This window comes from Aequorivita soesokkakensis (genome assembly GCF_001641085.1).
Taxonomy (GTDB): domain Bacteria; phylum Bacteroidota; class Bacteroidia; order Flavobacteriales; family Flavobacteriaceae; genus Aequorivita; species Aequorivita soesokkakensis.
In genome coordinates this window covers 60,493-86,327 of record NZ_LXIE01000045.1, presented here as the reverse complement: position 1 = coordinate 86,327, position 25,835 = coordinate 60,493, and the positions used below count along the sequence as shown (strand labels likewise).

General features: G+C 38.6%; 27 protein-coding genes. 13 read left to right on the top strand and 14 right to left on the bottom strand.

Annotated elements, in window-relative coordinates:
* Positions 1 to 24 precede the first annotated feature (24 nt).
* Positions 25 to 1,716: a single-stranded-DNA-specific exonuclease RecJ gene (gene recJ / locus A7A78_RS12385; protein WP_068762836.1), complete on the bottom strand. Its 1,692-nt coding sequence runs from the start codon at positions 1,714 to 1,716 to the stop codon at positions 25 to 27.
* A gap of 139 nt (positions 1,717 to 1,855) precedes the next feature.
* On the opposite strand from recJ, the gene A7A78_RS12380 reads away from it, so the two are divergent.
* Entirely contained in the window at positions 1,856 to 2,446 is a 591-nt protein-coding gene (locus tag A7A78_RS12380) for a carboxymuconolactone decarboxylase family protein (RefSeq protein ID WP_068762777.1), read from the top strand.
* Here A7A78_RS12380 and rsmI read toward each other — a convergent pair.
* Genes rsmI through A7A78_RS12365 form a run of 3 tightly spaced genes read right to left on the bottom strand, consistent with a single transcriptional unit; the run spans position 2,443 to position 4,284 of the window.
* Entirely contained in the window at positions 2,443 to 3,120 is a 678-nt protein-coding gene (rsmI, locus tag A7A78_RS12375) for a 16S rRNA (cytidine(1402)-2'-O)-methyltransferase (RefSeq protein WP_068762776.1), read from the bottom strand. The two genes, A7A78_RS12380 and rsmI, sit on opposite strands and share 4 nt — an antisense overlap.
* Positions 3,121 to 3,123: 3 nt before the next feature.
* Positions 3,124 to 3,480, bottom strand: coding sequence for a DoxX family protein (locus A7A78_RS12370; RefSeq protein WP_068762775.1), 357 nt, complete (start codon positions 3,478 to 3,480; stop codon positions 3,124 to 3,126).
* Positions 3,481 to 3,492: 12 nt separating this feature from the next.
* Complete coding sequence (locus tag A7A78_RS12365; RefSeq protein WP_068762774.1) at positions 3,493 to 4,284, bottom strand: hypothetical protein; 792 nt, start codon at positions 4,282 to 4,284, stop codon at positions 3,493 to 3,495.
* 184 nt (positions 4,285 to 4,468) lie between these two features.
* Here A7A78_RS12365 and A7A78_RS12360 point away from each other — a divergent pair, with 184 nt between their 5' ends.
* The 6 genes from A7A78_RS12360 (at position 4,469) to A7A78_RS12335 (ending at position 10,602) form a co-directional block, all read left to right on the top strand.
* Entirely contained in the window at positions 4,469 to 5,128 is a 660-nt protein-coding gene (locus tag A7A78_RS12360) for a thymidine kinase (RefSeq protein ID WP_068762773.1), read from the top strand.
* 1 nt (position 5,129) lies between these two features.
* On the top strand, positions 5,130 to 6,239 hold the full coding sequence (gene alr, locus A7A78_RS12355) for an alanine racemase (protein WP_068762772.1): 1,110 nt from the start codon (positions 5,130 to 5,132) through the stop codon (positions 6,237 to 6,239).
* Positions 6,240 to 6,309: 70 nt separating this feature from the next.
* Positions 6,310 to 6,720, top strand: a complete 411-nt coding sequence (gene mscL / locus A7A78_RS12350) for a large conductance mechanosensitive channel protein MscL (protein WP_068762771.1) — start codon at positions 6,310 to 6,312, stop codon at positions 6,718 to 6,720.
* A 133-nt stretch (positions 6,721 to 6,853) separates the two neighbouring features.
* The gene (locus tag A7A78_RS12345; protein WP_068762770.1) at positions 6,854 to 7,843 is read left to right on the top strand and encodes an aspartate-semialdehyde dehydrogenase; all 990 of its coding nucleotides are present in this window, start codon (positions 6,854 to 6,856) and stop codon (positions 7,841 to 7,843) included.
* A 118-nt stretch (positions 7,844 to 7,961) separates the two neighbouring features.
* Entirely contained in the window at positions 7,962 to 8,342 is a 381-nt protein-coding gene (locus A7A78_RS12340) for a DoxX protein (RefSeq protein WP_068762769.1), read from the top strand.
* 115 nt (positions 8,343 to 8,457) lie between these two features.
* On the top strand, positions 8,458 to 10,602 hold the full coding sequence (locus tag A7A78_RS12335; RefSeq protein ID WP_068762768.1) for a prolyl oligopeptidase family serine peptidase: 2,145 nt from the start codon (positions 8,458 to 8,460) through the stop codon (positions 10,600 to 10,602).
* A 40-nt stretch (positions 10,603 to 10,642) separates the two neighbouring features.
* Here A7A78_RS12335 and A7A78_RS12330 read toward each other — a convergent pair whose 3' ends face one another.
* From A7A78_RS12330 to A7A78_RS12310, 5 genes are all read right to left on the bottom strand, one after another.
* On the bottom strand, positions 10,643 to 11,647 hold the full coding sequence (locus A7A78_RS12330; protein ID WP_068762767.1) for an NAD(P)H-dependent glycerol-3-phosphate dehydrogenase: 1,005 nt from the start codon (positions 11,645 to 11,647) through the stop codon (positions 10,643 to 10,645).
* A gap of 213 nt (positions 11,648 to 11,860) precedes the next feature.
* Positions 11,861 to 12,454 carry a nicotinate (nicotinamide) nucleotide adenylyltransferase gene (gene nadD / locus A7A78_RS12325; protein WP_068762766.1) on the bottom strand — a complete coding sequence of 198 codons (594 nt, stop codon included), beginning with the start codon at positions 12,452 to 12,454 and terminating at the stop codon, positions 11,861 to 11,863.
* Positions 12,455 to 12,512: 58 nt separating this feature from the next.
* A complete protein-coding gene (gene gmk / locus A7A78_RS12320) occupies positions 12,513 to 13,136 on the bottom strand; it encodes a guanylate kinase (protein ID WP_068762765.1) in 624 nt (207 codons plus the stop codon).
* Positions 13,137 to 13,994: a YicC/YloC family endoribonuclease gene (locus A7A78_RS12315; protein WP_068762764.1), complete on the bottom strand. Its 858-nt coding sequence runs from the start codon at positions 13,992 to 13,994 to the stop codon at positions 13,137 to 13,139. It lies immediately after the preceding gene.
* A 61-nt stretch (positions 13,995 to 14,055) separates the two neighbouring features.
* A complete protein-coding gene (locus tag A7A78_RS12310; protein WP_068762763.1) occupies positions 14,056 to 15,021 on the bottom strand; it encodes a YheT family hydrolase in 966 nt (321 codons plus the stop codon).
* Positions 15,022 to 15,107: 86 nt separating this feature from the next.
* On the opposite strand from A7A78_RS12310, the gene A7A78_RS12305 reads away from it, so the two are divergent.
* Positions 15,108 to 15,581 (top strand): acyl-CoA thioesterase, encoded by a 474-nt coding sequence (locus A7A78_RS12305; RefSeq protein WP_068762762.1) that lies wholly within the window; start codon positions 15,108 to 15,110, stop codon positions 15,579 to 15,581.
* Here A7A78_RS12305 and A7A78_RS12300 read toward each other — a convergent pair.
* Genes A7A78_RS12300 through A7A78_RS12290 form a run of 3 tightly spaced genes read right to left on the bottom strand, consistent with a single transcriptional unit; the run spans position 15,578 to position 17,601 of the window.
* On the bottom strand, positions 15,578 to 16,480 hold the full coding sequence (locus tag A7A78_RS12300) for a DMT family transporter (RefSeq protein ID WP_068762761.1): 903 nt from the start codon (positions 16,478 to 16,480) through the stop codon (positions 15,578 to 15,580). The two genes, A7A78_RS12305 and A7A78_RS12300, sit on opposite strands and share 4 nt — an antisense overlap.
* Positions 16,477 to 16,833 (bottom strand): arsenate reductase family protein, encoded by a 357-nt coding sequence (locus A7A78_RS12295; RefSeq protein ID WP_068762760.1) that lies wholly within the window; start codon positions 16,831 to 16,833, stop codon positions 16,477 to 16,479. The genes A7A78_RS12300 and A7A78_RS12295 overlap by 4 nt, the downstream gene beginning before the upstream one ends.
* 9 nt (positions 16,834 to 16,842) lie before the next feature.
* Positions 16,843 to 17,601 (bottom strand): DUF3298 and DUF4163 domain-containing protein, encoded by a 759-nt coding sequence (locus A7A78_RS12290; RefSeq protein WP_068762759.1) that lies wholly within the window; start codon positions 17,599 to 17,601, stop codon positions 16,843 to 16,845.
* A 159-nt stretch (positions 17,602 to 17,760) separates the two neighbouring features.
* On the opposite strand from A7A78_RS12290, the gene A7A78_RS12285 reads away from it, so the two are divergent.
* Positions 17,761 to 18,903, top strand: coding sequence for a cystathionine gamma-synthase (locus A7A78_RS12285; RefSeq protein WP_068762758.1), 1,143 nt, complete (start codon positions 17,761 to 17,763; stop codon positions 18,901 to 18,903).
* A gap of 75 nt (positions 18,904 to 18,978) precedes the next feature.
* Here the strand turns inward: A7A78_RS12285 and A7A78_RS12280 are convergent, their stop codons facing one another.
* Positions 18,979 to 19,779, bottom strand: coding sequence for a THC0290_0291 family protein (locus A7A78_RS12280; RefSeq protein WP_068762757.1), 801 nt, complete (start codon positions 19,777 to 19,779; stop codon positions 18,979 to 18,981).
* A gap of 257 nt (positions 19,780 to 20,036) precedes the next feature.
* Here A7A78_RS12280 and gdhA point away from each other — a divergent pair, with 257 nt between their 5' ends.
* From gdhA to A7A78_RS12260, 4 genes are all read left to right on the top strand, one after another.
* Complete coding sequence (gene gdhA / locus A7A78_RS12275) at positions 20,037 to 21,380, top strand: NADP-specific glutamate dehydrogenase (protein ID WP_068762756.1); 1,344 nt, start codon at positions 20,037 to 20,039, stop codon at positions 21,378 to 21,380.
* Between the two features lie 136 nt (positions 21,381 to 21,516).
* Positions 21,517 to 23,829 (top strand): type IX secretion system anionic LPS delivery protein PorZ, encoded by a 2,313-nt coding sequence (porZ, locus tag A7A78_RS12270; protein WP_068762835.1) that lies wholly within the window; start codon positions 21,517 to 21,519, stop codon positions 23,827 to 23,829.
* A complete protein-coding gene (recO, locus tag A7A78_RS12265; RefSeq protein ID WP_068762755.1) occupies positions 23,829 to 24,548 on the top strand; it encodes a DNA repair protein RecO in 720 nt (239 codons plus the stop codon). Before porZ ends, recO begins: the two co-directional genes overlap by 1 nt.
* 75 nt (positions 24,549 to 24,623) lie before the next feature.
* Positions 24,624 to 25,175 (top strand): ferritin, encoded by a 552-nt coding sequence (locus tag A7A78_RS12260; protein ID WP_068762754.1) that lies wholly within the window; start codon positions 24,624 to 24,626, stop codon positions 25,173 to 25,175.
* A gap of 3 nt (positions 25,176 to 25,178) precedes the next feature.
* Here the strand turns inward: A7A78_RS12260 and A7A78_RS12255 are convergent, their stop codons facing one another.
* Positions 25,179 to 25,757 carry a GNAT family N-acetyltransferase gene (locus tag A7A78_RS12255; protein ID WP_068762753.1) on the bottom strand — a complete coding sequence of 193 codons (579 nt, stop codon included), beginning with the start codon at positions 25,755 to 25,757 and terminating at the stop codon, positions 25,179 to 25,181.
* Between the last annotated feature and the right edge of the window lie 78 nt (positions 25,758 to 25,835).

Genomic DNA, 25,835 nt, shown 5'->3' with positions numbered 1-25,835 from the left:
TCTCGACTGCGCTCGACCTGTCATTTATTCCAAAATATCTTTTAAGCGAAGCTGTAAACTCACATTTCCCTGCCATTCATTTTCATCAATGCAATAAGCCGCTTTAAAGGGTTTTCCGTTGCAGGCGATATCGCTTTTTTCAGCCAGCCCAAAACCTATTCCCGTAAATTGATTTGAATTCCCCTGTTTCACTACAACGCGGAGATGCGTTTTATCTTCGCCCACACATTTTCCCCAGCCAGTGTCTTTTAGGTTTTGGGTCATAAATGTTGGAGTCATATTTCCTGGGCCGAAGGGTGCAAATTGTTTCAATATTCTGAAAAATTTTGGAGTGATGTCTTCCAAATCTATTTCAGCATCAATCTTTATTTCAGGTGTTAGCAAATGCGGCTCGATGGTTTCGGAAACCACACGTTCAAATGCATTTTTGAAATTTTCAAAATCTTTTTCAAACAAGGTCAATCCCGCAGCATACATATGTCCGCCGAATTGCTCAATGTGTTCCGAACAACTTTCCAATGCATTATAAACATCAAATCCTTTTACGGAACGCGCGGAAGCGGCAAGCTTCTCACCACTTTTTGTAAAAACCAAAGTAGGACGATAATAGGTTTCCGTCAAGCGGGAAGCCACGATACCGATAACGCCTTTGTGCCAGTTTTCTTGATAAACCACTGTGGTTTTTCGTTCTTCCTCCTTATTTTGAATAATTTGCTGAAGGGCTTCCTCGGTAATTTGTTTGTCAGCTTCCCTGCGATCCCTGTTGAAGCTTTCAATTTCAGCTGCGTAGGTTTCCGCTTTTTCAAAATCGTTTTCAGTAAGCAAAGTAACAGCGTGGTTTCCGTGTTTCATCCGTCCAGCGGCATTTATTCGCGGGGCAATGATAAAAACCACATCAGTGATTGTAAGGATTTCTTTTTTCACTTGCTTCAAAATTGCCTGAATTCCCGTTCGCGGATTGCTGTTTATCACTTTCAATCCGTAATGTGCAAGAATTCTGTTTTCGCCAGTTATTGGTACAATATCCGCAGCAATTGCGGTGGCGACCAAATCTAAATAAAGCAGTAAATCCTCAAGCTGTAATCCTCTTTTTTCGGCTAAAGCCTGAATCAATTTAAAGCCAACGCCGCAACCGCAGAGTTCTTTGTACGGATATTCGCAATCTTCCCTTTTTGGATCCAGCACCGCGACAGCTTTTGGAATTTCCTTCCCTGGGCGGTGGTGATCACAGATTATAAAATCGATATTTTTTTCGGAAGCATATGCAACTTTGTCGATGGCTTTTATGCCACAATCCAAAGCGATAATCAGCGAAAAACCATTGTCCTCGGCATAATCAATTCCTTTAAAGGAAACTCCGTAGCCTTCATCATACCTATCTGGAATGTAGGTTGAAATGTTTAAATAAAAACTTTTTAAATAGGAAGAAAGCAGCGCTACGCTTGTAGTTCCGTCCACATCATAATCTCCGTAGATCAAAATATTTTCTTCGTTTTCAATTGCTTTTTCAATTCGGGATACGGCTTTTCCCATATCCATCATTAAAAAGGGGTCGTGCAAATCTTCCAAACTTGGCCGAAAAAATTTTTCAGCTTCCTCAAAAGTTTCCACACCACGCTGAATTAAAAGTGAAGCAAGTATTGGTTCAACTTTCAAGGTTTTTGAAAGTGAATTTACTTTTTCGGGATCGGGTTTTGGTTTTAGGGTCCAGCGCATATATTTTGTAAATTCCAAAGTTCAAAATTACAAATTCCAAAATTCCAAAATTCGGATTGGGTGTGATTATTAAATAACGGGGAGAGTTGTAAAATTACAAATTCTATTTTGTATTTTGGAATTTCAAAAATAGTTAAAAATGCCATTAGTAACCCCACTTTCCCCAAACCACGATGCCGAAACAAAACAATTGGCAGAATTTTTCAACGAAACGCTTGGCTTTTGCCCAAACAGCGTGCTCACCATGCAGCACCGTCCGGCAATCAGCAAAGCTTTTATAAACTTGAATAAAGCCGTAATGGCAAATGAGGGGCGTGTAACTTCAGCTTTAAAACGTATGATTGCTTGGGTGAGCAGCAATGCCACGGGTTGCCGCTATTGCCAAGCGCATGCCATCCGCGCTGCCGAACGCTACGGGGCAGAGCAGGAACAGCTTGATAATATTTGGGAATATAGAACCCATTCAGCATTTTCAGAAGCGGAACGCGCTGCACTCGATTTTTCATTGGCCGCGAGCCAAGTACCAAATACTGTTGATGATAAAATTAAAGAGAGACTCTACAAATATTGGAATGAAGGCGAAATTGTGGAAATGCTCGGCGTTATTTCGCTATTTGGCTATTTAAACCGTTGGAACGATTCTATGGGAACTTCTATTGAAGAGGGCGCTGTGGAAAGCGGGGAGCAGTATCTTGGGAAGCATGGGTGGGATAAAGGGAAGCACGTTTAATCAACTTTTCCTTTCACAACAATTACAATTTCTCCTTTAGGTGGCTTGTTTTCAAAATGCTTTAAAACTTCTTCAGCAGAACCACGAACGGTTTCTTCGTGCAGTTTTGTCAATTCTCGTGAAACGGAAACTTGTCTGTCAGCGCCAAAATATTCCACAAATTGAGCAAGTGTTTTCAGCAGCTTGTGGGGCGATTCGTAAAAAATAATGGTTCGGGTTTCTTCGGCCAAAAGTTCGAGTCGGGTTTGCCTTCCTTTTTTTACGGGAAGAAAACCTTCAAAAACAAATTTGTCATTCGGAAACCCACTATTTACAAGCGCTGGCACAAAAGCGGTGGCGCCGGGAAGGCAATCCACTTCTATACCAACTTCCACACAGGCACGCGTAAGTAAAAATCCGGGATCGCTAATTGCCGGGGTTCCGGCATCGCTTATCAAGGCAATATTTTCACCATTTTGAATTCGTTTTACAATACCCTCCACGGTTTTGTGCTCGTTGTGCATGTGGTGGGAATGCATTTGGGTGCCTATTTCAAAATGCTTCAGCAGTTTTCCACTATTTCGGGTATCTTCAGCGAGAATTAAATCTACTTCCTTCAACACTTCAATAGCGCGAAAGGTCATATCTTTTAGATTGCCAATGGGCGTGGGGACCAAGTAAAGTTTTCCCGTCATAATTTATGGACGTACCGTTTTTCCGAAGAAATAAGAAATTAACAAAAATAGAATTCCAAGTAAAGGAAGCGTTATACCTGGATCATCAACGCGGTAGTGAACAAAACTAGCCAAGACCATATCAAAAAATAATCCAGCATAGGCCCATTCCATGACCCATTTCGGTTTTCGTAAAAGGATGAAAACGATTGCCAAAATTTTTGCAAGTGCCATTGGTATTACTAAATAGGATGGATATTGGTAATCCTGATAATAACCTTCAATTACCGCCGTATCTGTTAAATACATAAATGCGGAGTACAAAAACAAAGCGCTGAGCAGCCCTGTGGCTATCCAGTAGATGGTTTTTTGGGCTGTCATAAAATGTGGAATTTAATTAAAACTCTTTTCAATAATATTCATAAATCGTTCTGAATATTCTTCTTTGTTGAGCCAATAATTGTAATCTGGTTTCACCTTGCCTTTTATAAAGCTTTGGGCTTCCTCAAAATTTTCCATGGTATTTATCTGTGAAAGCACGCGGGTATAGTCTTCGGCCTGTCCTTCAAAAAGATGTTTTATAAAAGCTAAACGGTCGTTTAGGCCTATGTTCAAACCTTTGTTAATAGTATCATTCAACGATTTTGCCCGTGACTCGGTCATTGTTTTACTGGCTTGGGTTCCTTCAACGGATTTTGGAAAAAGCTCCATAGTTTTTCGTTCAAACTCGGGCATTTGCTGATAGTTTGAAGCAAATTCCTCTAAATCGTTTTTCGTGAATTTTACTTCAGCTTTTTGCGGCGCTTCAACGGAAGCGGTTTCTTGGTTTTTAGGAAGCAATTCATCCAACAATTCATCAATGCGCTCGCTTTCCTCCGGCATTTGTGCAACGATATCTTTAATTTTTTCCATCAAAGGTTCAATAAGATCTTCCTTGTGTTCGGGCTGCGGCACAGGCTCGGGCTCGGTAAACCAATTTTCCTCACGGAAACTTTTAGAGTCTAAAGCCGCTGCAATTGGTTTTTCAGCATTGTCTTCCAGTTGATTTTCAAGATATTCGAGCACTGTCAACTTTTCATAGAGTTCGCCCACCAATCCCTTAACGGAAGCGGTTTTAAACGTTTTTTCTTCTTCAATTAATTGCTTTGCCAGCACTGTAAGTTGCTCGCGGAGTTTCTTCTTCATATCTTTTTAAATTAAACCGAATTTCTATTTTGTTTTTATAAATTTACGCATCCTTTATGTAAACGTCAACTATTTTTGTTTTCTTGTTTAAATCCTGCAATTAATGATGGTTTCAAGCAATCTTCAAGTTGAACAATCGTTTGGAAAGTTAATTAATGGGCAATGTTTCGCGTAAATTTAAACTATGTTTCTTGAAAATACAGTAAATCAGAAAGAACAATTTGGCTGGATTGAAGTAATCTCCGGTTCTATGTTTTCAGGAAAGACCGAAGAGCTTATCCGACGGCTGAAACGCGCCAAATTTGCACGTCAAAAAGTTGAGATTTTCACCCCTTCAATCGATACGCGTTATGCTGAAGACGCCGTAACCAGCCACGATAGCAACCAAATTCGCTCAACGCCCGTTCCGGCTGCGGCAAACATCCCAATTTTGGCTGATAACTGTGATGTGGTTGGCATTGATGAGGCCCAATTTTTTGATGACGAAATAGTAAAAGTTTGTAATGACCTTGCCAATCGCGGGGTTCGGGTAATTGTTGCAGGTTTGGATATGGATTACAAAGGCAACCCTTTTGGCCCAATGCCTGCGTTAATGGCTACTGCAGAATATGTCACCAAAGTCCACGCCGTTTGTACCCGCACCGGAAATCTTGCCAACTACAGTTACCGAAAAGCGAAAAGCGAAGCCCTTGTTTTGTTGGGCGAGACTGAGGAATATGAACCGTTGAGCCGCGCTGCATTTTATAAAGCACAGCTTCGCGATAAAGTAGTGAAACTGGAGGTAAAAGATGCCGAAAATTTAAGCGAAAACAAAGCTTCCGAAAAAACTGGAAAACAAGCATAATATGCCCAAAGCCACCGAAACCTTATTGGAGATTGACCTTAACGCGCTCGACAATAATTACAAGTATCTTACCTCAAAATTAAAGCCCGCCACTAAAGTTTTGGCAGTTGTGAAAGCCTTTGCCTACGGAAGCGATTCCGTGGTGATTGCAAAGGAATTGGTTGATTTGGGCGTTGATTATTTCGCAGTTGCTTATGCCAACGAAGGGGAAACGCTCAGAAATTCACAGATCGAAACCCCAATTTTGGTATTGCATCCGCTTCCCGTTAATTTTGAAGTAATATTGAACCGCTGTTTGGAGCCTAGTATCTATTCCCGAAAAATGTTGGAGGAATTTATCGCTTTTGCGGAAGAAAAAAAACAGACCAATTATCCAATCCATCTAAAATTCAACACGGGTTTGAACCGTTTGGGTTTCGTTGAAAGTGATGTTGCTTTTATTGCTGAAACACTTTCAAAAACCCAAAGCGTAAAAGTGAAATCAGCTTTTTCGCATCTTGCTGCGAGCGAAGATTTAAAACTGAAAGATTTCACGCTTGGCCAGATTGAAAATTTCAGAAAAATTTCAGAAGAATTGATTTCCAAAATCGGTTATAAGCCATTGCTTCACTGTGCAAATACTTCAGGAATCATAAATTACCCCGAAGCACATTTTGATATGGTCCGCACGGGAATCGGCCTGTACGGCTTCGGAAATGATAAAGAGGAAAACAAACATTTAAAACCCGTAGGCACTTTAAAAACTGTTATATCGCAAATCCATAAAGTTGAGAATGGCGAAAGTGTAGGTTACAATAGAGGGTTTATAGCTGAAAAAGCTACACTTTCTGCAACACTTCCCATTGGCCACGCTGATGGAATTCCGCGTTCCTATGGAAAAGGCAAGGGTTGGGTAACTATAAACGGAAAAAAGGCGCATATTCTCGGCAACGTTTGTATGGATATGATAATGGTAGATGTAACCAGTATTGATTGCCAGGAAGGTGACGAAGCTATAATTTTTGGTCCTTCCACAACTGCTGAAGAATTATCGGCAGCAATAAATTCTATTTCCTATGAATTGATAACAGCGGTTTCACAAAGAGTAAAACGGATTATTTGTAGGAATTAACCAGTGGATGGTAAAAAAATAAATAGTTTTAAGTAAATTAGTGTTTATTAACTTCTAAAAACCAATCAACATGTTAAAAGAATTTAGGGATTTTATTATGACCGGCAATGTGGTAGACCTTGCCGTTGCTGTAATTTTGGCAGGCGCCGTGGGGCTTGTTGTTACAGGATTTACCAATGATATGATTATGCCGCTCGTTGGCCATTTTACTGGCGGAATGGATTTTGCCGATCTAAAATATGTCTTGGATCCTGCTGTAATTGGTCTAGACGGAGAAGTAGCCAAACCAGAAAATGCAATTATGTATGGTCGTTGGATCAATGCCTTGATAAACTTGGTGATTGTTGGCTTTGTATTGTTTTTAATAGTAAAAGCTTATGCAAAAGTTAGAGCCAAAAAAGAAGAAGCTCCAGCACCACCTCCAGGCCCATCAGAAATAGATTTATTGATGGAAATTCGTGACGAACTTAGAAAAAAATAATTTACAGCCACCGCTGCAGTACGTATTCTAAACCTAAACCCTCCGAAGCTTTACGCGAAGGAGGGTTCTTTTTTGCTTTTATTCAGAAAAAATAAATTGCTATAACCTACTTTTGCAGAAAATTAGACGAAAAATGAAATTAGCTTTGGTCGGTGCCACCGGAATGGTTGGCGAAGTAATGTTGAAAGTGTTGCAGGAACGAAATTTCCCAATAGACGAACTGCTTTTGGTAGCTTCGGAAAAATCTGTTGGAAAGGAAATTTCCTTTAAGGGAAAAAACCATAAAGTAATAGGTTTAGAAGAAGCCGTTGCCGCAAAACCGAACATCGCAATTTTTTCTGCTGGGGGAAACACTTCCTTGGAGTGGGCCCCAAAATTTGCTGCTATTGGAACTACCGTAATCGATAATTCTTCCGCATGGAGAATGGAACCCGGTAAAAAACTCATCGTTCCCGAAATTAACGCACATTTGTTGACCAAAGACGATAAAATAATAGCTAACCCCAATTGTTCTACCATTCAATTGGTAATGGCTTTGGCGCCACTTCACAAGAAATATAAAATGAAAAGGGTTGTGGTTTCCACATACCAATCTGTTTCGGGAACTGGCCTTAAAGCTGTTCAGCAAATGGAGAATGAAATGGCTGGAATAAAAGGCGAAATGGCCTACCCTTACCCAATTCATAAAAACGCATTGCCACATTGCGATGTTTTTGAAGCAAACGGATATACCAAAGAAGAAATGAAATTGGCACGGGAGCCCCAAAAAATATTGGACGATCGTACTTTTTCAGTAACTGCAACCGCTGTTCGAATTCCTACCGCCGGCGGCCATAGTGAAGCGGTAAACGTGCAGTTTGAATATGATTTTGAATTGGGAGATATCCGCAGAATTCTACACGAAACTTCAGGGATCACCGTTCAGGACAATCCAGATACCAACACCTACCCAATGCCAATTTACGCCCACGAAAAAGATGATGTTTTTGTAGGGCGCATTCGTCGTGATGAAACGCAACCCAATACATTGAATATGTGGATTGTGAGCGATAACCTCCGTAAAGGCGCCGCTACCAATGCCGTTCAAATAGCGGAATACTTGGTAAAAAACCACCTGCTTTAGGTTTTTAAGAAGAAAAGACAAAAAAGATTTAAAAATTTGTTAAAAAAATGCACTTTTAATAAAGGTACGTTTTTTATTTTTCGTTATCTTTAAGGATTAACCCTTAAACGTAAAGCCTATGAATTCAACTTTTACTAAAATCCTGAGAATTATTTTAGGCTTAGGATTACTCTTTTTTGGACTGAGCAAGCTGCTTAATTTCAACTTTATGCCAATGCATATCTATACTGGAGATGCGGCAATTTTTATTGATTCACTCAGTAATACAGGCTATATTCTAAAAGTAGTGGGAACTTTTGAAGTACTGATAGGGCTGCTTTTGGTTATTAACAAATGGGTGTCATTTGCTTTAATTTTGCTCGCGCCCATTTCTGTGAATATATTTCTGTTCCATTTATTTATGGATACACCCGGTCTAATCTTGGCTATGGTAGTTATAGTTTTAAATGCTATTCTAATTTACAAACATTGGAAAGTTTACAGACCGCTATTTCATTGAAATTGAATGTTTTTAATTAAATAAAAGGCTTCCGAAAGGAAGCCTTTTTCTATTTTTCAAATACTTTCTTTAATGGGAAAACATTACATTTACAATTCCTAAAAATTTAAATTCCATGAAATTTTCAATTGTTTCCGTAATCGTGGTGCTTTCTATGTTTAGTGGTAAAGCACAGTCTAAAAATGAAGTAATCCCAGTGACCTATCCGCAAACCAAAAAAACAGATAAAGTGGACACCTATTTTGGTGTTGAAGTGAAAGACCCATATCGCTGGTTGGAAGATGATAGAAGCGAAGAAACCGCAGCTTGGGTAAAAGCTGAAAATAAAGTAACCTTTGGTTATTTGGAAAAAATACCTTTCCGTGATGATTTGAAAAAACGTCTTTCCAATCTTTGGAATTATGAAAAAGTGGGAGCTCCTTTTCACGAAGGAAATTATACCTATTTCTATAAAAATGACGGGTTGCAAAACCAATATGTTATTTATCGCTACAAAACTGGAAGCGATCCAAAATCTGCCGAAGTTTTTTTAGACCCAAACACATTTAAGGAAGATGGCACTATTTCTTTGGGTGAAACAAGTTTTTCCAAAGACGGCAGTAAACTTGCCTATAGTATTTCCGAAGGCGGTAGTGACTGGCGAAAAGTACTTGTGATGAATACCGAAACAAAAAAGCTAGTTGGCGATACTTTAAAAGATATTAAATTCAGTGGTCTTTCGTGGCTGGGAGAGGATGGATTTTACTATTCCAGTTATGACAAGCCAGAGGGCAGCGAACTATCAGCAAAAACAGATCAACACAAAGTATATTACCATAAAATGGGAACGCCGCAAAGTGATGATAAAGTGATTTTTGGAGCAACGCCCGAAGAAAAGCACCGTTATATTAACGGAAGCGTTACCGAAGACAACAATTATTTAATTGTTAGGGCAAGCACTTCTACTTCAGGGAATAAACTTTTTATAAAAGATCTTACAAAGAAAGACAGCAAGTTCATAACCATTTTGGATAATACTGATACAGATACCTATGTAATTGAAAATGTAGGTTCCAAACTTTATATCGTTACAAATAAGAATGCTCCAAATAAAAAAATTGTAACCGTTGACGCAAGCAATCCAACCCCAAATAACTGGAAGGATTTTCTTCCCGAAACCGAAAATGTACTTTCGCCGAGCACTGGTGGCGGTTATATTTTTGCGAATTATATGGTTGATGCCGTTTCAAAAGTGATGCAATATGATTATGCAGGAAAACTCATCCGTGAAATTAAACTTCCCGGAGTAGGTTCCGCAGGAGGTTTTGGAACGAAGAAAGAAGAAAAGGAACTTTATTATTCCTTTACAAATTATGTAACACCCGGAAGTATTTACAAATATGAAATTGCAAGCGGTAATTCAGAATTGTTTATCAAACCTGAAATAGATTTCAGCCCAGAAAATTATGAAAGCCATCAGGTTTTCTATCCTTCAAAGGATGGAACAAAAATTCCGATGATTATTACGCATAAAAAAGGATTGAAAATGGACGGTAAAAATCCAACAATTCTATACGGTTATGGCGGATTTAATATTAGTCTTACACCAGGTTTTAGTATTGCAAACGCTGTATGGATGGAGCAGGGCGGAATTTATGCAGTACCAAACCTTCGCGGCGGCGGCGAATACGGAAAAAAATGGCACGATGCCGGCACGCAAATGAAAAAGCAAAACGTGTTTGATGATTTTATTGCGGCTGCTGAATATTTGATAAATAACAATTACACATCTCATGATTATCTCGCGATTCGTGGAGGTTCAAACGGAGGTTTGTTAGTTGGCGCAACAATGACGCAAAGGCCAGATTTAATGAAAGTAGCTCTTCCCGCAGTTGGGGTTTTGGATATGCTGCGTTATCACACTTTTACAGCGGGCGCAGGTTGGGCTTATGATTATGGAACTGCGGAAGACAGCAAAGAAATGTTCGAATATTTAAAAGGCTATTCGCCATTGCACAATGTGAAGGAAAGTGTTACATATCCCGCAACTTTGATTACCACTGGCGATCACGACGATAGGGTAGTGCCGGCTCACAGTTTTAAATTTGCTGCTGAACTTCAGGCGAAGCAAATTGGAAACAACCCAGTTTTAATCCGAATAGAAACCGATGCCGGCCACGGTGCTGGAACCCCAGTAAGCAAAACAATCGAGCAATATGCCGATATTTTTGGGTTTACGCTTTTCAATATGGGTTTTAAGAAATTGCCTGTAAAAATTTAGAGACTAAAAAAAGCCCCGTTATTTATGACGGGGCTTTTTTCTAATCTAACTTTTCCGTTAACTTTTTAAAGATTTTCTTTGGGTCTTTATTTTCGTAAAGAATTTCGTAAACACTATCAATTATTGGTGTTTTGGCTTTTTTCTTTCCCTTTTGCTGGTTGAGATTGTAGGCGCTTTTGGTAGCGTAATAACCTTCGGCAATCATACTCATTTCCAATTGGGCACTTTTTACGGTATAGCCTTTACCAATCATTGTTCCGAATAAACGGTTTCGGCTAAAAACCGAATAACCCGTAACCAATAAATCTCCCAAATAAGCAGAATCATTGATGTCACGCTTCATTTTGTGAACCTTTTTCACATATTTTTTCATTTCGCGGATGGCGTTGCTCATCAGCACACTTTGAAAATTGTCGCCATAACCAAGTCCGTGCGCAATTCCTGCTGCAACCGCGTAAATATTTTTAAGCATCGCAGCATATTCGGTTCCCAGAACATCATCACTGGTGGTGCATTTTATGTAATCGCTACTCAAAACATTGGCCACCATTTTTGCTTTTTCATCATCAGCGCTAGCGATTGTTAGGTAGGAAAGCCTTTCCAAGGCTACTTCCTCCGCATGGCAGGGGCCAGAAATAACGCCAATATTATTGAAAGGAACTTTGTAATGCGTATTAAAATGGTCACCGACAATCAAGCTGGTTTCTGGAACAATTCCTTTAATGGCTGAAAAAACAATTTTGTCTTCCAAGGAAACCGTCAATTTCTCAAGTTCTTGATGAAGAAATGCCGAAGGAATCACAAAAATAAGACAATCCGCATTAGAAACGGTTTCATTTATATCATTGCTGAGCTTTAATTGCTTTAAATTGAATTCTACAGAACTTAGATAATTGGGGTTGTGGCTGTGTTTTTTTATAAAATCCACGGAAGATTTGCTGCGCATATACCAACCAACTTCGTCCAGGTTTTCGCAAAGCATTTTTACAATTGCCGTGGCCCAGCTTCCGCCGCCAAAGACTGCAAATTTCGGTTTTTCTGACATTGATTTTATTTCTTAATTCAAAAGTAAGCAATTCTTACCGTACAGAAACATTTAACAGTTGCTTAAGAATGGTTGGGCAATCTTTCATTCTTTCTGTGCGTTATTGCTTTTGATTATTGAAATTGATTTTTCGCTTCAGAAAGAAGTTTCAATGATTTTGGTTGGTTATTTAGTTGAGGCCGCTCCCCAAGTGTTAATTTGGTGGGCGGTTTTTTATTTGTAGAAATTCATCTCATCCAAATACTTCCAAACCTCTGCTGAAAGCATAGGACGAATATTTTTACCAGATTTTATTCCTTTACGAATAAATGTTGAAGAAAGTTCAATAATGGGGGCGTCAACCTTTTTTATCTTTTCGTGATTGTCAAATTGTGTTTCCACAATTCCTTCGGAAATTCTTGGATATATGTAGATTGAATAACGTTCTAAAATAACCTCATAATTTTTCCACTTCGGAAAACTTTTCAAATTGTCTTCCCCCATAATCAAACAGAAATTCTTTTTGGGATATTTTTCTTCCAAATAAGCCAAGGTATTCACGGTATAATTGGGCTGCGGCAAGTCAAATTCCACATTGCTCGTCTTCAAATTTGGATACTCTTCAACTGCAATCCGAACCATCGCCAAACGGTGGTGGTCTTCCAAAAGCGTTTTTTTCTTTTTATGTGGATTGTGTGGCGTAACCACAAACCAAACTTCATCCAAATCGCTGAATTCCACCATGTGGTTGGCAATAATCAAATGGCCAACGTGAATTGGGTTGAAAGTGCCAAAGTAGAGTCCTATCTTTTTAGTCGATGAGTCGATGGGTTATGAAGTTTAGAGGTTTAAATATAAAACTTTTGGAATTTTTTTATTTTGAAACTTATTTGGGATTTGGTCCCGAAACTTCGGGATGGGACTTGGGATTTTCTTCTTTGGAATTTATAAAACCTTCAACCAAATCGTGCGCTTCGTTCAGCGCAATTTTCAAATCGTAGTTTTTAATAATTTTATCGAACTGTGGTGCTGTTGCCAATTCTACCGAAGCTTTTGCAATGCGCATATTGATGCGCTCGTCGCTTTCGGTTTTACGCTTTTTAAGTCGAATTTTTAGCTCGTCGATGCTTGGTGGTTTTACGAAGACTGCCAATGTTTTCTCCGGAAATTTCTTTTTAATCCGAAGTCCGCCGGCAACGTCAATATCAAAAATCACGTTTTTTCCGTGGCTCCATATACGTTCCACTTCACTTTTCAAAGTGCCGTAAAAATTGTCGCGATACACTTCTTCCCACTCCAAAAAATCATCATTTTTAATGTGCTGCTTAAATTCTTTCAATGAAATGAAATAGTAATTCTCGCCGTGTTTTTCATCGCCCCGGGCTTCACGCGAAGTACAGGAAACCGAAAATTCAAGATTCAAGTCTTCCTGTTTAAGTAAATGCTGTACGATGGTAGTTTTTCCACTTCCGGAAGGTGCCGAGAATACTATTAATTTTCCTCCTTCCATCTATAAAACGTTTAAAGCTTGTTCCTTAATTTTTTCAAGCTCGTCCTTCATTTGCACCACTACTTGCTGCATTGGCGCATAGTTTGCCTTGCTGCCAATGGTGTTGATTTCACGACCAATTTCCTGTGTGATGAAACCCAATTTTTTTCCGTTTGAATCGTGTGAATTCAGCGATTGTTCAAAATAATCCAAATGATTTTTAAGACGAACCTTTTCTTCGGTGATGTCGTATTTTTCGAGGTAATAAATCAATTCCTGCTCAAAACGGTTTTCGTCAACCTTTTCCTTTAAATCTGCCACTGCTTTGCGAAGTCTTTCCTTTACGCCATCAATCCTTTCGGGATCTAAAGCAATAACATCATCCAGCAATTTTGAAATGGTTTTGGAGCGTTCCAAAAAGTCATTTTCCAGTACCAAACCTTCGTCGGTTCTGTATTTATTGATGGCTTCCAAGCCTTGGTCTATTCCTTTTAAAATTGCTGCATACTCCGTTTCGTCAATTTCCTCCCGTTCGGTTTTCAAGGCATCTGGCATGCGCACCGCCATTTTTAAAAGCTCTACGGGGTCGCCATTTACCACATTTGAAAGCTGTTTCATATATTGTTTTACAACGCTTTCGTTAAGCTGGGTTGTAACTTCTTCGCCCGTAACTTCAATGTAAAGCGAAAAATCAACTTTTCCTCTTTGCAATGATTTTGCAAGCAAATCGCGAATTTCAAGTTCCTTTTCACGATAGGCAGAAGGCACACGTGTGTTCAGGTCAAGCCCTTTGCTGTTTAACGATTTGATTTCAATGGTAATGGTTTTCGATGGCAACTGAACAACTTCTTTGCCGTAGCCCGTCATGGATTGGATCATATTCCTGTTTTATTGAAGGGCAAAGGTAATTAATTCTGAATTCTTAATTCTGAATTCAGAATTATAACGAATTGTCGTTTAAAAAATCCAAACTTCTGATTTCACTGTAATACAATTTATTGGTTTGGTGAAAACCTACGTGCCCGCCGTATTTTGGGATTTCGAGATGAAGGTTTTTCATTTTTGAAGCCAATTCCGTTGGATAACATTCCGAAGAAAGAAAACTGTCGTTTGCTGAATTTAAAATATAAACGGGAATTTGAATATTAGGGAGAAACTGTAGGCTGCTGTTCTTTTCATAATAATCCAAAGCATCCTTAAAACCGTGGGCTGGCGCGGTATAAATATTGTCAAATTCAAGCAGTGAAGTAATTTTTTTATAATCGGAAGCCGTCATTTTTTCTGGGAAATCCTTCATTTTGGTTTTGTATTTTTTCCGAAGATTTATTAAAAAAGAGTTTCTGTAAACCCAATTGTAAAATTGGTTCAAGGATTCCAAAGAACCTTTTAAACTTAAAGGGGTTGAAATGGCGACGGCTTTTTTTATTTCCTTTGGAAAAGATTCGCGTTCGCCTAAATATTTCAAAAGTAGATTTCCACCCAGACTGAAACCTACGAGCGCTATTTCACTGTATTTATCTTTTTTCAGAATAGAATTGACCACCGCTTCCAAATCATCGGTTTTACCTGCGTTGTAGGATTGATAGGAAAGATTTGCTTCGCCACTGCAACCGCGAAAGTTTACCGCCGCTGCGTCCCAACCGTTTTGGTTTAGGATTTTTGCTTGCCCTTTCATATAGGTTCGTTGGGCATTTCCTTCAAGACCGTGAAGCAGTATTGCAACTTTGTGCAAAGACTTTTCCGCAAAAGACCAATCGATGTCCATAAAATCGCCATCGGGCAATTGCAGGCGCTCGCGTTGTTGAATCAAATGAGGCGATGGCCGAAGTTTAGCGGAATAAATCGTTGAAAAGTGTCCGTTTTTAAAAGGAAAAGAAGGTTTGTAATGGTTTTTTATCAGAGGCATTTGTACAGAAAAGTTTTAACAGAAACTAAACATATTTACTATGCTTGCATAACAAAAGTAGCTTAAATTTGTATAAAAATTTGAAGATGTACACAAAACAATTTGAAATACGCTGGAGCGATGTAGATGCAAACCGGCATTTACGAAATAGTGCCTATATAGATTACATGAGCCACACCCGAATGAGCTTTATGCTAGAGAACGGCATGGACCAGCGGCATTTGGCCGAATATAATTTGGGTCCCGTGGCATTTTATGAGCATATGTACTACTTCAGTGAGTTTTTTCCTGGGCAACCCGTTACGGTTTCGTTGCAATTAAAAGGTCTTTCGGAAGATGGGATGTATTTTGAATTTCTCCACAATTTTTATGATGAAAAGGGAAAAAACTGTGCCCGCTGTGAAATGATGGGCGCGTGGATTGACCTGTCTGAAAGAAAGCTGGTTGAGCTTCCCAAGAAATTTTGGGAGAAAATGGATTCCTTGGAAAAAACAGATGATTTCAGGATTCTTACCAAAGAGAATACCCGAAAATACAGTCAACGTCCGAAGGATCTTTAATCTCTAAATTTCCTTGCACGCTTAATTGTAGAAAGATAAACCCCTAAAAATATTAAAACCGCCGCACCAATTCTTAAAGCGGTTAAGCTATCTGCGCCAACTATTACTGCGAAAAGTACAGCTATTACAGGTTGTAAATAAATAAATGCACCAAGGGTAGATGGGCTTAGTTGTTTCAGCGCATAAATATTCAACATATAGGTCATAAACGTGGTGCAGACGACTACAAAGACCATTTTCCAAATATCATCAAATGCAAGGCTGGCCCAAGACACTTCGGTAAATTCTGAAATTCCGATTGGCAGATTTATTAAGAACGCAAAAAGGAAAAGAAACTTCATCAAAGAGATGGAACTGTATTTTGAAACCAAAGGTTTTACTAAAATTAAATAGACAGAATAGGAACTCGCGTTTATTATAAATAGTAGGTTTCCCAGTGGAATGTTGGGTGCATTAGGTTGTTCTTTTAAACCAAAAAGTATTAAAACCAATGCGCCTCCAAGTCCTAAAAAGATTCCGAGACTTTTTATCCAAGTTATCCGTTCCCTTAAAATAAAAGCGGAAAGTACCAATAGTAAAACTGGCGAAAGTGTAATTATAACCGAACTATTTATTGGCGTGGAAAGACTCAACCCTTTAAAAAAAGCAAGCATATTCAGAGCCATTCCGAAGAAAGCGCAGATTACAAACCGAAACCAATCGCGACGTTCAATTTTTTCTGGAGGAAGGAAGAAACTTATAATCCAAAAGATCAATGCTGCTCCAGAAACCCGCAATAAAATAAAGCCAAATGGTTGGATTACATCTGGCATCAATCCTTTGGCAATGGTATGGTTTATACCATAAATTGTACTTGCAGTGGTTGCTGCCAAAAGCGCAAAAATGCGTTGGTTGGTCAATTGTTATGAATGGATTTTTTAGCTGCGGCAACGGTTTTGGGGCTGCTTCCTATAAAAATTTTGTCATTATTTACAATTACGGGACGCTTCAAAAAAGTGTAATGCTCCAAAATGAGTCCTTTATAATCTTCTTCCAAAAGATTTTCATCTTTTAAATTTCGCTCTTGGTATAGCTTCGCCCTTCGGCTGAAGAGATCTTCGTAGCTATCCGTAAGGTTGAACAGTTCGTCTAATTCTTCTTCGGTAATTCCCTGTACTTTTATGTCCTGTTTTATGAACGATGAAGGGATTTCAATCTCGTCCATCACACGTTTGCAGGTATCACAACTTGATAAATAATATACTTTTTGCATAGTTCAAAATTAATCAATACTGAGGAAAGGCTCTGCTTCTTTCATCGCTATTTTTAATTCTATGGGGCCGTCTGCATAACTTGCAATATCGTATTGGTTGTAAACGAAAATAAGGCTATCCTGCGTGAAACCGACACTTTCGGGAAGGTAGAATTCATCATTTTCAAACCAGAAACCGTTTTCGTTAATGGATTGGTCTTTTGCTATTTTTTGCTGTCCACGAAATTTCTTTTCTGCGAAAGCTGTAAAATCTTCCTTGTTTTTAAAAAGCTCTTTTGAAGTAAGTTCTTCCCCCGTTTTTGGGTCAATGTTCAAAAATGAAGTTGTGCCATAACCGTGCGCGCCTCCTGTGAAAAGGTATTGGCGCATTTCAAAACAGAGATGCTCTTTTGAAGTGAAAATTTCATTCACCGAAATTTCCGCAAAATACTCCCCAGCCATATCTGGAAATTGTGCTTTATCGGCATTGTAAACTTCAATAAAACCAGTTGCAGCTTCTTGAATGCTTTTTGCGGTTGGGATAGTGTCTTCGCCCATTAAAAGTGAAGTGAAGATAAAATTTTTAATTTTTTTATTTATTTTTTCGGAAACTTCATCATCGCCAAAAACTTCCACATAATTGATGGTAACTTCGGGACACTTGCTGTTTTTACAAATGGAAAGCTCCTTTTCGGTGAAACTTTCTGAAGAAAATTCAATATTTTTTTCTTGGTTGCAGCCCACTGTTATGAGCGCAATCAAAGCCACGACCGAAATTTTGTTGTTCATATATTAAAAGGAATAGATGGTTAGCTATAGCAAACGAAACTCTTACATTTGCTATTCAAAAGTAATAACTTTAAAATCAGCTATTGCAAAAGTTATATTAAAACCTGAAATATAGTTTTGGCGTTTGGGATCCTTACTTTAAAAAAACACCTTTTTCTTATGAAATTCAACACAAAAACAATACACGGCGGTCAGCATAATGTAGATCCAGCTTATGGTTCGGTGATGCCTCCCATTTATCAAACCTCAACTTATTCACAAACAACGCCCGGTGGACACAAAGGATTTCAATATTCGCGAAGCGGAAACCCGACGCGTGCTACTTTGGAACGCGCTTTTGCAAGTATTGAAAATGGCGAGTTCGGATTAGCTTTCGGAAGTGGTCTCGCAGCAATTGATGCGGTAATGAAGCTTTTAAAACCTGGCGATGAGGTAATTTCAACCAACGATCTCTATGGCGGAACCTACCGTTTATTCACCAAAATTTTTGAAGGTTTTGGTATCAAGTTCCATTTCATCGGAATGGAAAACGCCGATAAAATTGAAGAATATGTAAATGATAAAACCAAACTCATTTGGGTGGAAACACCAACCAACCCAATGATGAATATTATTGACATTAAAAAGGCAGCTTCAATAGCTAAAAAGCATAAAGTTCTACTTGCAGTTGACAATACGTTTGCAACGCCATATTTGCAACAACCGTTGGAAATGGGTGCAGATATTTTAATGCACAGCGCCACAAAATACCTTGGCGGCCATAGCGATGTGGTTATGGGAGCGTTGGTAGTAAAAGACAAAATGCTTGCAGAAAAGTTATATTTCATCCAAAACGCCAGTGGTGCCATTTGTGGGCCACAGGATTGTTTTTTGGTTTTACGTGGTTTGAAAACGCTTCACATACGTATGCAGCGCCATTGCGAAAACGGAAAAGCGGTTGCTGAATATTTGGCTAAACATCCAAAAATTGAGAAAGTATATTGGCCTGGTTTTGAAAGCCATCCAAACCATGCAATTGCAAAAGAACAAATGAAGGATTTTGGAGGAATGATTTCTTTTGTAGCCAAAGGGAATAACTACAATGAAGCCATTAAAATAGTTGAAAACCTGAAAATCTTCACCCTGGCAGAAAGCTTGGGCGGTGTTGAAAGTCTTGCGGGACATCCAGCGAGCATGACACACGCCAGCATTCCAAAAGAGGAACGTGAGAAAACCGGGATTGTAGATTCGTTAATTCGTCTTTCTGTGGGAATTGAAGATGTGGATGATTTGATTGCAGATTTGAAGCAGGCGATTGGTTAATTAAATTACTTACTATAAAAGAAAAAGGGTTGGATTTTTTTGAAATCCAACCCTTTTTTTATGTTATAAAATTCTTTAATCTATATAATAAATATATCCAATGTTCAACCAATAAATCCATTCATTGGCCTTGTTCTCGGGAACGGCTCTCGTACCGTTGTTTTCCAAGCTTGGATTAAGACCGTCCACCCAATCAGAAAAATAATGTTCCCAACGGCTATCAAGCATTAAGTCACTTAAAGGTGATAATTTATAACGAATACCAACGCTGGCTACAACACCCCAAGTGGATGCCGGATCCTGCTGAAAGGCATTATAATATTTATCTGGCGTAGAAACGGGACTGTTCAATGGGCCAAAAGACGATTTTACTTCTGGGTCAAAATTAACATAGTGAACGCCAACACTTATAAATGGCGCAATTTTATAGGCACCCGCAGCAAAATCACGGATACTCAACGGAAAATATTCAAGCTGTGAACCAATTTCAAAAACTGAAACCGAACCGCTCATAGCGCGAAGTTGATCTGCAAATAATGAAGTTTGGTCTGGATCTACCCAACGTCCAAAATGTTCCAAATTGGTTTTGTGGTAATCTATCTCATTACGAACCTTAAAGTGGTCATTGAAATATTTATCGCGAGTGTAGCAATTACAATCTGCGCGGTAGGAAAAGTTAAGGTAATGGATCAGACCTATTCCAAAACCAGTGTTTTTTGCATTGGTTTCAAAATTGTTACGCTGGCCAAAATCTGAGTAGAAAACTACGGGTCCGGTGATTAAACCCACCTCGTGAGAAAAGCCAAATTGACTGTAAGCTTCTTGTTTTGCAAAAACCAACAAGAAAAATACCAATAACAAAAATCTGGTATTCATTATAAATATGGGTTTAGATTGAGACACAACAAATATATAAAAACATGTTTAACAGTGAAATTAATAATGCTATTTAGCTAATTTGTAAAAAATTGACGCACAGTTTTTATCATAACGCTTATATTTGTGCCTTCCATATGTAAATGCTTATTTAATGTTTCTTTTTTGTCAAATTTGATTGAAAATTGCTTAATTATAAACATTGTAACAAACAGATACCAACGGAATTCGCTAAAAGTAAAATAAAAATTTAAACAATGAAGCAAAGTATAAAAGATTTCATTTCTGAAGTTGAAAAACTCAATCCAAACGAACCTGAATTTCTACAGGCAGTAACCGAAGTTGCTGAAACCGTAATTCCTTTTATTGAAGAGAACGAAAAATACGCCAACAAAAAACTGTTGGAACGCATGGTAGAGCCAGAGCGCACTATCCTTTTCCGTGTGCCTTGGACTGATGATAAAGGTGAAATACAGGTAAACAAAGGGTACAGGATTCAGTTTAATTCAGCTATTGGGCCGTATAAAGGTGGCTTGCGTTTTCACCCTTCCGTAAACCTTAGTATTCTTAAGTTTTTAGGGTTTGAACAAACTTTTAAAAATAGCTTGACCACACTTCCAATGGGCGGTGGTAAAGGAGGCTCTAACTTTGACCCAAAAGGAAAGAGCGATAATGAAGTAATGCGTTTTTGCCAAAGCTTTATGACGGAACTTTGCAAACACATTGGTCCAGATACGGACGTTCCAGCTGGCGATATAGGTGTTGGTGGTCGTGAAGTTGGTTATATGTTTGGCCAATACAAACGAATTCAGAATGAATTTACGGGCGTGCTAACAGGCAAAGGCCGCTCTTATGGCGGATCGCTTATTCGTCCGGAAGCTACAGGATATGGAAACGTTTACTTCGCAAAAAACATGCTTGCAACCAAAGGCGAAAGCTTTAAAGGAAAAACAGTAGTTGTTTCAGGTTCAGGTAACGTTGCCCAGTACGCTGCTGAAAAAGCAATGGAATTTGGAGGAAAAGTAGTTACTTTTTCAGATTCTGCTGGATATATTTATGATTCAGAAGGCATCAATGAAGAAAAGCTTGCGTTCGTTATGGAATTGAAAAACGAGAAACGTGGCCGAATTTCAGAATACACTAAAAAATATACCGGAGCAAAATATGTGGAAGGAAAACGCCCTTGGGAAGTGAAATGTGATATCGCTCTTCCTTGTGCAACCCAAAACGAATTGAACGGCGAAGAAGCTAAAATGCTTTTAAGTAACGGATGTATTTGTGTAGGCGAAGGCGCAAACATGCCTTGTACGCCAGAAGCAATTACCGAATTCCAAAAAGCTAAGATTTTGTTTTCTCCAGGAAAAGCATCAAACGCTGGCGGGGTTGCAACTTCTGGTTTGGAAATGTCCCAAAACTCATTGCGCTTAAGCTGGACTGCTGCTGAGGTTGATGAAAAACTTCACGGTATTATGAATGACATTCACGCGGCTTGTGTTCAGTATGGAAAGGATGGAGATGGATATGTAGATTACGTAAAAGGTGCAAACATTGCTGGTTTCGTAAAAGTAGCCGAAGCAATGCTGGCTCAAGGAGTAGTATAATTACTTCTAAATTTAAAATAAGGCAAAAGCCTTTCCCAGTATCTCTGTACAATAAAAAAGATGTGGAAAGGCTTTTTCATTTATATACCGCAATAAATACTATTTTAGCGTGTTAATAAACAAAACCAGTTTTTCTATGAAACGGTGGGCCATTGCTTTCCTTTTATTATTATTTCCTTTTCTGGCAATTGCCCAGAATTTTGAAGATCGCTGGACGGGGCATTTTTCCTATGTTTCCATAAAAGATATTTCGCAAGGAGATAACAAGGTATTTGTTGGGGCAGAAAATGCTGTATTTACCTATGACCTTTCCACCCAGGAAATAAAAACATTATCAACCGTAAATGGCCTTTCGGGCGATTTTATTACAACAATTCATTATAGCGAAGAATACGGACTTTTAATAATTGGCTATGAAAATGGATTAATTGAAATAGTAAAGGACGGCGAAGAAAATGTGCTGAAAGTTGTAGATATTTTAGAGAAGCAAACTATTCCGCCGGATAGAAAACGAATAAACAATTTCAACGAATACAACGGAAAAATTTACATTGCTACCCAATACGGAATTTCTGTATATAACCTTGAAAGATTGGAATTTGGCGACACCTATTTTATTGGCGATGGGGGAAGCCAGATAGAAATTGTGCAAACCGTAGTGCAGGAACCTTATATTTTTGCAGCCAGTGCTGCAAATGGAATGCGAAGGGCACTTGTAGCCGATGATAATTTGATTGATTACCAAAACTGGACAACAATCATAAATGGCGGATTTAGGGCTGCTGAAAAATTAGGAAATGAACTCTATGCTTCAAATAGGTCTAATACCATTTTACGTTTTACGCCTCAAGGAGCTACAAATCCTGTAAATACTTTTAGTACTGAAGTGCTCAAATTTAGGTTGGCGGATGGTCTATTGACCATTACCACAAAGAATTCCATTTACGCTTATTCAGAAGGTTTTGTACAACAGGCAGCGGTAAACAATGTTCTCGGTTTTGATTTAAACCTGCTTTCTGGGTACGGATTTGGAAATAATTTTTATATAGGTACGGCAGAGGACGGACTTTTAATTGTTCCTTTTGGAACCATGCAAGCAACACAGGTTTTGCCGAACGGGCCTATCAGAAACAAATCTTTTGCACTTGATGCTACACCGGGCCAATTATGGGTGACTTTTGGCGAAGTGGATCGTGATTTTAATCCATTTTTTCCAGATGGCGTTTTGAGTAGATATGGTGTTAGCCATTTAAAAGATACGCTTTGGTCAAATATTTCATACGAAGATTTAAATGCCAGCGTTGGTGGCGAACCAACAGATTTATTAAAAGCAACAATAAATCCACAAGCACCTAATGAGGTATATATGAGTTCCTTTCAAGGGGGATTGCTAAAAATTGTAGATGATGTGCCAACAATCTTGTATGACGATTCCAACAGTCCTTTGGAAAGAGTAATAATTGGAAGTGATGATGCTGGGGTTAGGATTTATGGATCTGAATTTGACAATCAAGGAAACCTTTGGTTTGTGCAAAGTAAGATAGATGAAGGGCTTATTAAATTGACTCCAAACGGACAATTTCAAAAAACAGATGTTTCAGTACTTTTCAATCCAGCAAGTGATTTGGCTTTGACCAAGTTAGCCTTGAGCCGAGAAAATTATATTTTCTTCGGAACTTATAAAAATGGAGTGATAGGTTATAACGCAACTACCAATAAGTTTAATAAAATAGGGGAAGATTCAGGTAACGGTAACTTACCTTCCTCAAGTGTAAGGGCATTGGCATTTGACAGTCAGAACAGATTGTGGATAGGCACACTTAAGGGACTCCGGGTTTTATATAGTCCTGGAAGTATTTTTGAAGATGGAACGGTGCCAGAAGCACAAGCAATTATAATTCTTGAAAATGGGGTGGCACAAGAGCTTCTCTTTGAGCAATCTATTACAGACATTGAAGTAGATGGGTCTAACAATAAATGGATTTCCACCGCTACCTCCGGGGTTTTCTATTTGTCTCCAAACGGGCAGGAAACCTTACTTAGATTTACAAAGGATAATTCACCATTGCCCACCAATAATGTACAAGATATAGCGATTGATCCTTTTACTGGGGTTGTTTATTTCGCTACAACGCAAGGTCTGGTTGCTTATAAAGGAACTGCTACAGCACCAAGTGATAATCTTGAAAACGTTCACGCTTTTCCCAATCCGGTGCGTCCTGGATTTAATGGCAATGTTACTATTGACGGACTTACCGCTCAAGCCAATGTGAAAATCACCGATATAACAGGCAACCTTGTTTTTGAGGAAACCTCAGAAGGAGGAAGCGTATTATGGGACACCACCGCTTTTGGAAAATACAAAGTTCGTTCTGGAGTTTATTTGGTGCTCGTAACCACGGAGGACAATGTTGAGACCAAAGTCTCAAAAATAATGATTATCCGCTGATGGTTGTCGCCACCAAAGCCATTGTTTTTTCAGCCATAAAATATTCCGAAGCAGATCTTATAGTTTCTTGTTTTACAGAAGTTTCAGGGGTAAAAAGCTATTTGTTGCGCAATATACTCAAATCGAAAAAAGGCAAGCTGAAAGCATCCTATTTTCAGCCGCTAACACATTTGGAACTAATTGCGGACCACAAAAACAAAGGCACGCTGGAATATATTAAGGAAGCAAAAATTTTTCAGCCTAATCAAACCTTGCACACAGATATTGTAAAATCTGGCTTGGTTATGTTTTTGTCAGAAATGTTGAAAAACTGCATCCGTGAGGAAGAAGCAAATACAGAACTTTACATCTTTTTGGAACATTCAATCCAATGGCTTGATAGGCATACTGAAATAGCTAATTTTCATATTCACTTTTTGCTGCAATTGAGCATGCATTTGGGCTTTTATCCGGATGCTTCAAATAGTGGAGCAAAATATTTCAATATAATGGAGGGAAATTTTCAAGCTGTAAACTCGAGTAATTATTGTTTGGAAGGCCCACAAATAGAAAATCTAAAAAAATTCTTCGAAATTGATTTTCAGACTTTAAACACCATCAAACTTTCAAAAAAAGATCGTCAAGCGCTCTTGGAACTGGTTTTGTCTTATTACAGCTTTCACGTGCAGGGTTATCAAAAACCAAAATCACTCGCGGTGCTCAACCAATTGTTTTCCTAAAAAATTGCGCTAACGGAATGTTAAGGGAAAAGGCAGTTTCCACAACATTAAGTAATTTAGGGGAAAACTATTATTATGGATACCAACAGACTATCAAAATCAATTGAAGACATTTTAAATAAACAAGTAACAAAGGAAGCTAATGCCGCACAGATTTATCTTTCCTATGCCGTTTGGGCCGACAGTGAAGGTTATGCTGGCGTTGCGAATTTGTTTTTCAGACATTCCGGAGAAGAGCGAAACCATATGATGAAGGTTATTGAATACATTCAGGAACGCGGCGGAAGGGCAAAAATTTCTGCACTTGCCGCGCCGCCAAAAGATCCCAAAAATTTACAGGAATGTTTTGAAAAAACCTTTCAGCACGAAGTAGATAACACTACGGCTATTTATGAAATTGTAAACCTCGCCCAAAAAGAAAAAGATTGGGCCACTTGGAATTTTGGCCAATGGTTTGTAAAAGAACAGATTGAAGAAGAAACATTGATAATGGATCTTTTGGACAAACTGAAAATTGCAGGCGGCCCAAAAGCAAGCAGCGAGTCACTGCTTTATTTGGATAGCAAAATTGGAAAACAAGAAGACGATGCAGATCTTGCCCGAGATGCAAGTGTTGATAACCCTTAAAAACTACAACTTGAGCTGCAAATGTTCGTAAACACTGTTGCCAAGTTGTTTTTTACCCACAGTCTCAAACCCCAATGCCGAATATAATTTTTTGGCATTGGGGTTTTTAAAATCCACTAAAAGGCCAATTTTTTCTTGGCTGCTCTTCCTTGCCTGACTTATTGCCGATGCCAATAATTTTTTGCCAATCCCTTTTCCTTGATGTTTAGGGGAAACACTTACTGTGTCAATATATATTTCATTCGGTGCGGTTTCATCTTCAATTACTAAACCGGTAACCTTATACTTTTCGGCTATATATTCTAAAAATGGTTTTCGGTATTGTCGTAACAATGTGCCGTCATAAAAAGTAATGGAACCCATAACCTCGTCTTTTTCTTCATATACCAACGTATGTTCAAAACTGTATTGATTGGCTTTTTGCTGAAAAAAATACTCAAAAAGTGGAATGGCCATTTGTGGATCTTCAGTATTGGCAAAGGTGCAAGCCAAGTCTTCCATAGCCTGAATTATTAAAGGCGCTACTTTTTTATAATCTGATTTTCGGGCAGCACGAATGTGGGAATCTAAATAGAAATTCATATTTATAAAAAATTATATGGGAAAGTATAACAGTTTCTTAAGAGTGACATTTCATTCAAAACAATAATTTTAATAAAA